This is a genomic window from Methylobacterium sp. AC315, assembly GCF_979253755.1.
The window spans coordinates 56,307-67,202 of the sequence record NZ_CEEDEA010000021.1 but is presented as its reverse complement, the minus strand read 5'-3'; the positions used below and the strand labels follow the sequence as shown (position 1 = coordinate 67,202).

Sequence of the window (10,896 nt, the reverse complement as noted above, 5' to 3'; positions counted from 1 at the left end):
CAGCGCTTCACAGCGCGACCCGGTCGGTGAGCTCAAAAAGAGAAACACGACGATCGGCACTAGTCTCTCACTTGCCGGAGCCAAAGCTCCAGCCGCAAGGACAAACGCCGTCCGCGTCTCCCTTCCTCAAATCCAACAATGTCAAAGACCCACGAGACCGGCAGAGCCGACATCGCTGCAGACAAAACGCCAACCCGGGCCAAGGCCCCGATCTCTCGTTTATCCGACTGGGAGAACCGTGATACGCGCCGGACCACTTGGTCGGCCGCTTCAGCGGTGGAGGCCGTCTAGTGCCCGCCGATCTCCCTGTCAACCCCGTTGTTCAGGCCGCCGAGGCGGCAGAGACGCAGAGGTTGGCATCGAAGGACAAACAGGAGATCGTCCGGCAAACCAGCCGGCCAATCGCCGATCCTGTCAGAAGATGCTTCAGCGCCCGGGCCACTTCCGCGGCCGGCGCCGATGGACAGCTCTATAGGCAGCTGAATCGGGGGCGTCAACCGCGTTGTTGCGGTGCAATCGTCATCTCTGCCCAATTCCGGTGACCGGCGCGTGACGCGTTCAGTAGCCCTTCTTGACCCGCGCAAGCGCCTGACCGAGCCCATGTGCGATGCGGGCACGCTCATCGGGGTCCGCATCGCGCGCCACCAACGCCTGCTGCCGCCGCGAGACGAGGGTAAGCCGTTGAAGGCCGTACTCGTCGTCCTCGACCGTCACGATCTTCGTCCAGAGCGGATTGAACCGCCATTCGTGCCGCTCGCCCCGGTGGCTGACCCGTGCCAGCAGGATCTCGAGCTGTGAGATCATCACCTCCTCGAAGGACCGGCCGCGCCGGAAGCTCACCTTCAGGGCCGCGTAGATCGCCAGCATGTCGAGGCCGAAGAAACCGGCCACCGGCCAGAAGCCCATTCGCCAGGCCCAGACCGAAACGGTGAGCGAGACCAGGCAGCACCCAGTCATCACGACGCGGAAGCCCCGGCGACTCAAGGATTGGTGCGGACGGATGGTGGCCGAGAAGACCGGCCGGTCGATCGTGTCCGGGTCGAGCCCATGCGGATGGACGGAAGGATTGCCGGTGACCATGCGCCCCATATAACGCGCCAATGCCCGCCAGAAAGCCTCCGCCTCCGGTTAAGAGCCCCCCTCGACGGCGTGCCGCAGGCGTGACCGCCCCACCCGTGACAGCCGCAGCTTCCGGGCGCCTCGGCGGACGCATCGCCCCGGCCACCACGGTCCATGTCGAGGCTGCGCCGGAGGCGGTGGATTCGGGCACGCTCATCGAGATCTTCCGGCGCTTCCACGCAGCCGAGCCGGAACCGAAGGGCGAGCTCCACTTCGTCAACCCGTTCACGCTCCTGGTCGCCGTGGTCCTGTCCGCTCAGGCGACCGATCGCGGCGTCAACCTGGCCACCGGTCCGCTCTTCGCGGCGGCCGACACGCCCGAAAAAATGCTGGAACTCGGCGAGGAGACGGTCCGGGGCTTCATCCGCACGATCGGGTTGTTCAACACGAAGGCCAAGAACGTCGTGGCGCTCTCGCGCATCCTGGTCGAACGGCATGGCGGGGCCGTGCCATCGAGCCTGGAGGCGCTGCAGGTGCTGCCCGGGGTCGGGGCCAAGACCGCCAGCGTGGTGCTGAACATCGCGTTCCAAGTGCCGCGAATCGCCGTCGACACCCACATCTTCCGGGTCTCGAATCGTATTCCGCTGTTCGTCGGCACCACCACCGACAAGGTGCAGGCCGGTCTGGAGGCGATCGTTCCGGAGCCCTACAGGCTGCACGCCCATCACTGGCTGATCCTGCACGGCCGCTACACCTGCAAGGCACGCAAGCCCGAATGCCCCCGCTGCCTCATCGCCGATCTGTGCCGGTACCCATCCAAGACCGCGGACATCGAAGGGCGCCGCGTCACGGGGTGATGTGACGCTTGCGCGGATGGCCGGTCGTCACGTCCGGAAAGCCGTTCGCAATCCCGCCCTGCGGGCTAACGCGTTGTGCTGGAAGCCCCGTTCGGCTAGTTTCAACGGCAGTAGCCGGGCCCTCGGGCAGAGGCCGTCCGGCTGCCCGACCTTCCCATCCGGTCGCCGCGCCGCGAATTCCTCCCAATCGTCGCGCATCAGGAGCCTCGGCCCATGGACTTCCTCAAACCACGGTACACGCCTATGAACCGCCGCCGTCGCATCTACGAGGGCAAGGCGAAGGTCCTCTACGAGGGGCCCGAGCCCGGGACACTCATCCAGCACTTCAAGGATGACGCGACCGCCTTCAACGCGAAGAAGCACGAGGTCATCGACGGCAAGGGCGTGCTGAACAACCGGATCTCCGAATTCGTGTTCCAGCACCTCAACGACATCGGCGTGCCGACGCACTTCATCCGCCGGCTGAACATGCGTGAGCAGCTGATCCGGGAGGTCGAGATCATCCCGCTCGAGGTGGTGGTGCGCAATGTCGCGGCCGGCTCGCTGGCGACCCGGCTGGGCCTGGAGGAAGGCACCCAGCTGCCGCGCTCGATCATCGAATTCTACTATAAGAACGACGCGCTCAACGACCCGATGGTGTCGGAGGAGCACATCACGGCGTTCGGCTGGGCGACGCCTCAGGAGATCGACGACATCATGGCGCTGGCGATCCGCGTCAATGACTTCCTGTCGGGCCTCTTCCTCGGCGTTGGCATCCGGCTCGTGGACTTCAAGATCGAGACCGGCCGCCTGTGGGAAGGCGACATGATGCGCATCGTGGTCGCCGACGAGATCTCCCCGGATTCCTGCCGGCTGTGGGACATCAAGTCCTCGGACAAGCTCGACAAGGACCGGTTCCGCAAGGATTTGGGCGGCCTGATCGAGGCCTACACGGAAGTCGCCAAGCGACTCGGGATCATGTCGGAGAACGAGAAGGTCCAGGGCGGCGGTCCCCGCCTGGTCCAGTAATCCGCTCAGGCGGGTGGCCGGCGCACCGACGCCGGCCCCGCCGCAGGGAAGCCCCGCCGCAGCCGCGCGTGGGTCGAGAGGTCCGGGTCGAAGCCCGGGTGATAATGGGGGTCCTGCGCCAGCAGCGGCCCCCATCGCTTTTTCAACGCCGTGATCTCGCGCTCGTGGCGAGCACGCGCCGCCGGGGTCCAGCGGCGGCTCGCCGATTCGCGGTGATGCAGTACCGCCCCCGGTACCAGCAACGTACGATGGCCGGCCGCATTCAGGCGCAGGCACAGGTCGACATCATTGAAATCGACCGCGAAGTCCGCGTCGTCGAAGCCGCCGACCGCCCGGAATTTTTGCGTCTCGACCATCAGGCAGGCGGCGGTGACCGCCGAGACCGCATGGGTGGCGCGCAAGCCTGCCAGGTAGCCGGGGGCGTCGCCGGGGAAGTGTCGGTGCGCATGGGTGACGAGGCCGCCGGTGCCGAGCACGATGCCACCGTGCTGGACCCGCCCCTCATCGTCGAGGAGCTTGGCGCCGACCGCGCCGATTTCGGGGCGCAGGGCCTCCCGGGCCATGCGAGTCAGCCAGTCGGGCCGGAACGCCTCGACGTCGTTGTTGACGAAGACCAGCAGCGCGCCGCGGGCGCGGATGGCGGCGGCATTGTTCATGGCGGCGAAGTTGAACGGGCCCGGACAGGGCACGACGAGCCCCCTCCCCTCGCGCTCGAGCGCCTGGAGGAATGCCAGCGTCTCCGGTTCCCGGCTGTCGTTATCGCAGACCAGCAGCTCGAGGTTCGGCCAGTCGGTGCAGGTAGCGAGGCTTTCGAGGCAGGGGCGGAGCAGATCGAGCCGGTCGCGGGTCGGCACGATGAGGCTCACCAGCGGCCGCGGATCGGGCAGCGGGTGCTCGACCTGGAGAAGGCCGTCGTCGCCGACAACGACGATGCGGCTTTCCCGGCGTCCGGTCCGGTCGAGATGCCCGCGCAGGGCGTCGAAATGGCGATGCTGCCCCCCCTCCCCTGCCGGCGACGCACGATCCCCGGGCACACCGCGGCGGATCGAAAGGATCTCGGGCAGATGGCCGATCGCGCCGGCGCCGTGCCGCTCGACGATCTGAAACGCGGCGTCGGCGGGACCGGCCGGCTGCGTCGCCGCGGCGAGAGCGCCCGGCCGGCAGGCCAGCAGGGGCGCGAGATAATCGAGATGCACAAGCCAGTCGGCGTCGAAGCTGGGCGCGAGCAGGGGCCGCACCGGACCGCGTGGATGGTCCTGGATCAGGGCGTCGCCGTAGATGGCCTGTAGCTCCGGATCGGCCGCGAACGCAGTGGCGATGCGGTCGCGCGCACCCGCGACCAGAATGCCGTCGCCCAACACCAGAATGCCGTCCGCCGGCGGGGCGCGATCGAGTGGGAACCGGTCGAGGATGGCGGCTGGAAGGGTGAGTTGGTGGTCGATCCCGATTAGGGCGGCCAGCTTCTGGCGCGCGCGAAGCCGTCGGCCCTGGAGCCGCGCGAGCAGGATCTCTGCCGTCGCCCGAGGGTGGCCCAGTAGGTGACGCAGCGCATCGCGCATCGCGCGGCCGGAGCGCCGCGGGATGCCGAGTTGCAGTCTCTGTGCGAGGCCGACCACTGGCTCGGTCATCGGCGCGGCGTCATTCGAGATCCTCGCCAAAGGTCGTGAGTGACAAGGCGGGATGGTAGAACGGATCATGGCGGATCACGTCGCGCCAGCGCTCGGAGAAGCGAGCCGCCTCCTGCTCGAACCGCGCGCGCTTGGCGCCGACCGAGGGCCCTCGGCTGACGGATTCGAGATGGGCCAGCGTGGCGGCCGGCGTCCACACCGTCTTCCAGCCGGCGGCGCCGAGGCGCAGGCAGAAATCGACGTCGTTAAAATCCACTGGGAACGTCTCGGCGTCGAAGCCGCCGACCGCGTGGTACTTGTCGCGCGATACGGCGAGGCATGCGGCGGTCACGGCCGAGACCTCGTGGGCGACGCGCAACCGGCCGAGATGGCCCGGCGTATCGCCGGGGCGGCGGCGCAGGATGTGGCCGGCCCGTCCGCCGAGGCCGACCACGACGCCGGCATGTTGCAGGGTGCCGTCCGCGTAGAGGAGTTTTGCGCCGACCGCCCCGACCTCGGGCCGGCTCGCCTGGCGGACCATCGCGTCGAGCCAGCCGGGTTCGAGAACGGCCACATCGTTGTTGAGCAGCACCACGACCGCGCCGGTGGCGTCCGCGACGCCGGCATTGACCATGGCGGCGAAGTTGAACGGTTGCGGATCGACGTGGATCCGGACGCGCGGGTCCCGGCGCAGGGCGTCGTAATATGCCAGCACGGCCGGATCGGTTGAGCCGTTGTCGACGATGATCAGTTCGAGATCGGCGTAAGCCGTCTCGTGCAGCACGCCGCGGCAGACCCGCTCAATCAGGTCGAGCCGGTCGCGGGAGGGGATCACGATGCTGGCCCGCGGGGCGGGACGCGGCAGCGGCCAGTCCAGCTGGACGGCGCCCTTACGAACGGACGCCTTCGGCCAGACGCTCAACGCGTCGAGGCGGGCGCCCAGCACGCGGGCTCTCCCTGCGGCATCCAGGCTATGGCCGGCCGTGCTGGCGAGGACGCGCGGGACATGCGCGCCGCGTGCGCCGGCGACGATTGCGGAGATCTCGATTGCCAGGACCGCCTCGTCCATGGGCCCAACCGGCTCGGGCGGCAGCCGCGTAAGCAGCGCGCGGGAGACCAGGCTGGAGCGGCCGACATAGCCGGTGGCCAGGGCGAGATCCGGGCTCCAGTCCGGCTTGAGCAGTGGCCGGCCATCAGGGCCGAGCTCGTCGCCGTAGGCGAGATCCGCCTCAGCCAGGGCGGGGGCCAGCAGCGCCAGCGCGTCGGGGGTGAGGATGTCGCCGGCCCGGAGCAGGCACAGGGCATCGGCCTCGGCGATGAGGTCGGCGGGCGCGGCCCGCTTGTCCCAGATTTGGTGATCGGCACGGGCGTCCGGTGCCTCGGGACGTGCATCCTCCCAAGCGACGACGACCGTCCGCCCCGGGTGAATCTGCGTGCCGAGGGCGTCCAGCGTCGCGGCAAGCGCCGCATCCTCGCCGGGCCGGGCGAGGATCAAGCATCGGATCCGCAGGGCGGTCGGCGCCACCTGGATCGGGCGGCTCCGCGAGGTCGCCCAGGACCGGTAATGCTGCATCGGCGTCACCGCGCAGGCACCGCGCAACGTATCGCGGTAGCGCCGCTCGGATCCGCGCGCGCGCTCGTAGAGGGACGACAGGAAGCGCCAGGGCCGCCGCAAGAGGCATTGAACGAGCACGGAGGCCTCGCTCCGGGCCCCGACCCGCTCAAGCACGAAACCCGGTCCGGCCGAGAGCCGGATCTCCCGGGCATCCCCGGGGATCAGGCCGAGCCAATGGGCGTAGCCATGCGACGCGCCCGGGAGGACGAAATCCTGCGGCGTGCCGGCGGTCCCTCGGATAACGCGCAGGATCGGCCGGCGCGGCGCAGCCAGGGGGTCACCGCCATAGCTCAGCACGATCCAGCCGACAGAATGGTCGGGCAGGATCAGGCGGCGATCGAAGACCGCGTCGTCGGCCGGCTCCAGGCGGAACCGCGTCTGGCGGCCGAGCCAGGCTGCCCCGCGTCCGGCACGTCCGCTCGGTGGGGTCGGTTCGACGGGGCGCGCCGCGGCATCACTGGGCAGCGTCGCCTCCGCCGGCGGCCTCGGCGGCGGCAGCCGGCTTTTTGCGCCGTGGTTTGGCCGCGGGCTTGCCGCCGGTACCCTTGCCGCTGCCGACGCCGACGGTGATATCGTAATCCTCGGCCACCGCCGGAGGTACGGTCAGTTCCTCGGCCACGATGGTGGCGAAGCCCTGGGCCTCGCCCGGGCCGACGACGACGCTGGTATGCTCGACGCGGCTCGCGATGACCTTACCCTCGTGGCGGATCTGGATCGTCACCGGCACGTCGAACCGACCGGGCGCACCCTTCGGGCCGAGCAGCACGTTGGCCTCGACGCCGACCTTGACGGTGATCGAGCCGTCCTGGCGCCGGGCGCATTCCCGGGCGAGCCGGCCGACCGAGAACTGCGTCCGCACATCGCTCCCGGCGAGGACGCGATACGCCGCACCGTTCTCGGCCACCTCGACCGGCGGGCAATAGGGCGGATCGAGGCTCTGCGGCTGCGACGGCGGGACCGTGGTGCCGCCGAACTTGAACAGGTTGGAGAAGACGTTGCCGTCCTCGGCGCAGGCCGGGCTCGCGGCGAGCGAACCGGCGAGAATCAGGCCGCACAGGCCTAGAAACAGGTCACGCTCTCCGATCATCGCACGGCTCCCGGGCGGCATCGTCATTTCAAGCTGTCGAACCCGGCCGCGAAGCCTTTCATCGAGAGCGGGATGCCGACGCCCTCCTCGGGCGTCTGGAACACGATGAACGTCGCCTGCGTGCCGGCCTTGAATTGGCGGATCAAGCCGTCATCCATCACCACCTCGGCCACGCAACCGGTCGTCAGGCAGCGCACGAAGCCAGCCCGGCCGACATCGGTCTGGTCGATCTTCAAACCGAGACCGGAGGGGAGGAGCACGCCCAGCGGCGCCACAACCCGCAGCAGGTAACCGCGATTGTCCGCCGTCTTCAGAACGATCACCACGAGGGTGAGGTTCGGGCGGTCCTCCGCGGCCAGGTACTGCACCAGCGCGCATTGCTCGGCCTTCGCACCGGCCGGCGTCTCGCAGCGCAGCTGCCAATCGTCGAAGGTCTTGCGCACCATGCCCTGGGCCGCGGCCGGCCCCACCGATGCGAGCCCTGCCGCGGAGAAGGCAAGGCAGGCCGGCAAGACGGCGCGCCGGACGACGCACCGGAAACGATCGAGCTTCGCGTGAAGCGGCACCGCCGAACCCTTCGGAACGCCATCGCCGAGGACCGGCGAGGCCGTAAAATCGGGGGTGTTCCGACCATGGTCGGACCCGCGCTGTCAAGCGATGCCGGCTCCGGTGTTGCTCCTTGACGCTACCCGAAGGTTGCAGAAGCGCCTAAATAGGGCTCGCTCTTCCTCCAGCGCAGGATCCTGAAGCTGTGATGCGCCCGCTCGCCCTCTCGGCCGCCTGCTTGATGGCCACCCTCGCGCAGGCCGGGGCACAGTCGCTGCCGGTCGGCGAGACCACCTATGTCGAACGCTCCCTCAACCGCTCCGACACGCTGATCGTCGAGCACCCTCCGGTGGCGGTGAACCCGTATGGCAGCCGCAATGGGCAGGCCGCAATCGCCGGCTATTGCCGCGAGGGCGGCCTGGTGCGCCGTCGCGATGCGTTCGGCAACCCGGTGATCATCCGGCAGCGCGAGGTCTGCGACAGCGTCGCCCCCCGCACGCTCGAGCCCGGCCAAGTCAATCCGCGGCCGACTTGGCCCGGCGAGGCCGTTACGCGTCAGAAGGTCCTGCGCGCCAAGGGTTGAGGGTAACGAGGGCTGAGGGCAGACCGTTCAGCCGTAGCGATGCAGGCTGGTGCCGTTGCGCTTCAGCCACGCCTCGGCGGCGTCGACGTGCGGGCATAGCCCGTGCAGCAGCGCCCAGTACCGCGCCGAATGGTTCATCTCGCGCAGGTGCGCCATCTCGTGGGCCACGAGGTAATCGAGCACCATCGGGGGCGCCAGGATCAGGCGCCAAGAGAAGTTCAGCTCGCCCCGCGCCGTGCAGGATCCCCACCGGCTGCGGGTATCCCGCAGAGTGATGCGGACCGGCCGCTGACCGACCAGGGGCGCATACCGCTCGACCGCCTCGGCGAGGTCCCGCCGCGCCTCGCGGGTCAGGTAGTCCCGGATCCGGCGCGGGACGTGGGCCGGCTCGCAGGAGAGGGAGATCACCGGTACCCCGGCCTCCGTCTCGACGCGCACCGCGCCGCTGCGCGTACCGCGCAGATGCAACCGGTGTGGCGCCCCGCGCAGCGGCAGGATCGCCTCCGGAACGAAACCGATGCGCTCCGGCACCCGCGCCAGACGCGCGGCGATCCAGCCGGCATGGCTGGTGGCGAAGCGTTGGGCGGTGTTCACGGCGGTCCGGGTCGGCAGGGTGATCACGACCTCGCCGGTGGCGGCCGAGACCCGCAGGGTGATCCGACGCGCGGTCGGGCGCCGGCGCAGCGCGATCTGGAGGCTGGCTCCGTCGTGCTGGACCTCAAGGTGGTCGGGATCGGGGCGACGCAGCAGCGCGAACGACATGGTGCAGTTCTAACGGGCTCCGAACCTGGGCTCCAGATCTCGAGATCGAGAATTGCTTTGGTGCCAGGATCTCAGGCGGCCAGCGCGCGGGCCCAGACCTCGGTTTCGGGCAGCACCAGCAGGGCGGCAGCCGCGAGCGCGATACCGTACGGGATCCCGGTCTTGGCATCGTGGAGGTGCAGCGCGAAGGGCAGGCGCGCGATGCGCATCGGCAGCGGGTAGCCGCGCACGGCCAGGATCGCGAGCGTCAGGCCACCGCCGAGGATCGAGGCCACCAGCAGGTAATCGCCCAGGCCGTCGAAGCCCAGCCAGAGCGCTGTCGCGGCGGCCAGCTTGGCGTCGCCCCCGCCGATCACCCCGAGCGCGAACAGCGTGAACGTCACGGTCAGCACGAGCGCGGCAGCGCCGACATGGAGCCCGATCTCGGGCCAACTCATCGGGCCGGTGGCGGCCATGAGCGCGAAGCCCGCGACGAGGGCCAACGAGATCCGGTTCGGGATCAGCATCGTCAGCAGGTCGCTCGCCGCCGCGTAAGCCATCAGGAACGGGAACAGCACCAGCAGGCCGAAGCCCGCCGTTCCGAGACTCGCGATCGCCGAACCTGCGCCAACCATCTCGGGGCCAACCCTATCCGTACCTGGCGGGGAAGCGGCGCGGGGCCGCAGCCGAACGACGGATCCGGCCGGCCGAGACCCCATCGCCTCAAGCGATGGAGCCTCAAACCTGCCGCGGATCCTGATCGTGGAGAGACCCGATTACGGGGTGGTCGTCAGGTTGCCCGAGATCGCGCTGAACTTGGCGCTCAACTGTGTGCCGATGGTCTTGATCCCACCGATGATGACGACGGCGATCAGAGCGGCGATCATGCCGTACTCAATCGCGGTGGCGCCGGACTCGTCGGAGGCGAAACGCGAGAACAGGGTCTTCATGGGAAACGATCCTTCGATCAAGAACGGGCAACGTGAAGTTTGAAAGATGACCGACGAAGATTTCTACGTCTCGATCGGCGGCTCTTGGAGATTGCCCGTTACGCCTTGAAATTCGGTTAAATCGCACCTCGAACAAAGTCCGACGCTGGTCCGCTGCGAGCTTAGTGAAAGATAGGTTTCGCCGTTGCTGAGCATGCGCGCGGGGCGCCTCATGCTTAGCGGTTCCTTCACCGGTCCCGGGCTATCGCTGCGGCTTCAGGCGTCGCGCCTCGCGCAGGCGCCGGCCGCTTCCGAGGAATCCGATGCGCCGCACCCTGTCGAATGCGGGCCGAGCCGGCCTCGTCCTCCTGCTGACGGGTGCCACGGTCGCAGCCGCTCAGCCAGAGCCGCTGCCGATCGTCACCGTGCTGGTGGACAACGCCAAGGTCATCCGCCTGCCGGAGAAGACCGCGACCGTCATCGTCGGCAACCCGATCATCGCGGAGGTCACGCCGCAGAAGAACGGCGTGCTCGTGCTCACCGGTAAGAGCTACGGCTCGACCAACCTGATCGCGCTCGACACGGCCGGCGCGATGATCGCCGAGACGATGATCCGGGTCGAGGCATCGCGGGATGCGACCATCACGGTCCAGCGCGGCATGGATCAGGAATCGCTGTCCTGCACGCCGAAATGCCAGCCGGCGGTCCAGCTCGGCGACGCGGCGAAGTACTTCGACACGCAGAGCGGCCAGGCCGACGCCCGCCGTAAGCTCGCGACCGGCGGCGGCGCGGCGGGCCCCCAAGCCGCCGAGCGCTGAAGCCGACGGGCCCCGCGACACCGCGCGAATCCTGGGGCAAGATCCG

General features: G+C 69.0%; 12 protein-coding genes. 4 read left to right on the top strand and 8 right to left on the bottom strand.

What is annotated here, in order from left to right; all coding sequences use genetic code 11:
- Positions 1–558 precede the first annotated feature (558 nt).
- On the bottom strand, positions 559–1,080 hold the full coding sequence (locus AC0IY0_RS24225) for a DUF2244 domain-containing protein (protein ID WP_147909879.1): 522 nt from the start codon (positions 1,078–1,080) through the stop codon (positions 559–561).
- A 20-nt stretch (positions 1,081–1,100) separates the two neighbouring features.
- Between AC0IY0_RS24225 and nth the strand changes: the two genes are divergently transcribed.
- Positions 1,101–1,916 (top strand): endonuclease III, encoded by an 816-nt coding sequence (gene nth / locus AC0IY0_RS24220; protein ID WP_246692024.1) that lies wholly within the window; start codon positions 1,101–1,103, stop codon positions 1,914–1,916.
- A gap of 213 nt (positions 1,917–2,129) precedes the next feature.
- On the top strand, positions 2,130–2,924 hold the full coding sequence (gene purC / locus AC0IY0_RS24215) for a phosphoribosylaminoimidazolesuccinocarboxamide synthase (protein ID WP_147855639.1): 795 nt from the start codon (positions 2,130–2,132) through the stop codon (positions 2,922–2,924).
- A 5-nt stretch (positions 2,925–2,929) separates the two neighbouring features.
- Here purC and AC0IY0_RS24210 read toward each other — a convergent pair whose 3' ends face one another.
- From AC0IY0_RS24210 to AC0IY0_RS24195, 4 genes are all read right to left on the bottom strand, one after another.
- On the bottom strand, positions 2,930–4,552 hold the full coding sequence (locus AC0IY0_RS24210; RefSeq protein WP_471765866.1) for a glycosyltransferase family 2 protein: 1,623 nt from the start codon (positions 4,550–4,552) through the stop codon (positions 2,930–2,932).
- 10 nt (positions 4,553–4,562) lie between these two features.
- A complete protein-coding gene (locus AC0IY0_RS24205; RefSeq protein WP_471765864.1) occupies positions 4,563–6,443 on the bottom strand; it encodes a glycosyltransferase family 2 protein in 1,881 nt (626 codons plus the stop codon).
- Between the two features lie 157 nt (positions 6,444–6,600).
- Entirely contained in the window at positions 6,601–7,233 is a 633-nt protein-coding gene (locus tag AC0IY0_RS24200) for a hypothetical protein (RefSeq protein WP_471765862.1), read from the bottom strand.
- A 23-nt stretch (positions 7,234–7,256) separates the two neighbouring features.
- Positions 7,257–7,745 carry an invasion associated locus B family protein gene (locus AC0IY0_RS24195; RefSeq protein WP_187193413.1) on the bottom strand — a complete coding sequence of 163 codons (489 nt, stop codon included), beginning with the start codon at positions 7,743–7,745 and terminating at the stop codon, positions 7,257–7,259.
- Between the two features lie 242 nt (positions 7,746–7,987).
- Here AC0IY0_RS24195 and AC0IY0_RS24190 point away from each other — a divergent pair, with 242 nt between their 5' ends.
- On the top strand, positions 7,988–8,362 hold the full coding sequence (locus AC0IY0_RS24190) for a hypothetical protein (protein ID WP_147940866.1): 375 nt from the start codon (positions 7,988–7,990) through the stop codon (positions 8,360–8,362).
- Between the two features lie 27 nt (positions 8,363–8,389).
- Here the strand turns inward: AC0IY0_RS24190 and AC0IY0_RS24185 are convergent, their stop codons facing one another.
- From AC0IY0_RS24185 to AC0IY0_RS24175, 3 genes are all read right to left on the bottom strand, one after another.
- Positions 8,390–9,124 (bottom strand): M48 family metallopeptidase, encoded by a 735-nt coding sequence (locus tag AC0IY0_RS24185; RefSeq protein WP_471765861.1) that lies wholly within the window; start codon positions 9,122–9,124, stop codon positions 8,390–8,392.
- A 71-nt stretch (positions 9,125–9,195) separates the two neighbouring features.
- Entirely contained in the window at positions 9,196–9,738 is a 543-nt protein-coding gene (locus AC0IY0_RS24180; RefSeq protein ID WP_471765860.1) for an A24 family peptidase, read from the bottom strand.
- A gap of 141 nt (positions 9,739–9,879) precedes the next feature.
- Complete coding sequence (locus AC0IY0_RS24175) at positions 9,880–10,053, bottom strand: Flp family type IVb pilin (protein WP_471765859.1); 174 nt, start codon at positions 10,051–10,053, stop codon at positions 9,880–9,882.
- Positions 10,054–10,355: 302 nt separating this feature from the next.
- Between AC0IY0_RS24175 and AC0IY0_RS24170 the strand changes: the two genes are divergently transcribed.
- Positions 10,356–10,850 (top strand): pilus assembly protein N-terminal domain-containing protein, encoded by a 495-nt coding sequence (locus tag AC0IY0_RS24170; protein ID WP_147909869.1) that lies wholly within the window; start codon positions 10,356–10,358, stop codon positions 10,848–10,850.
- Positions 10,851–10,896: the final 46 nt, after the last annotated feature.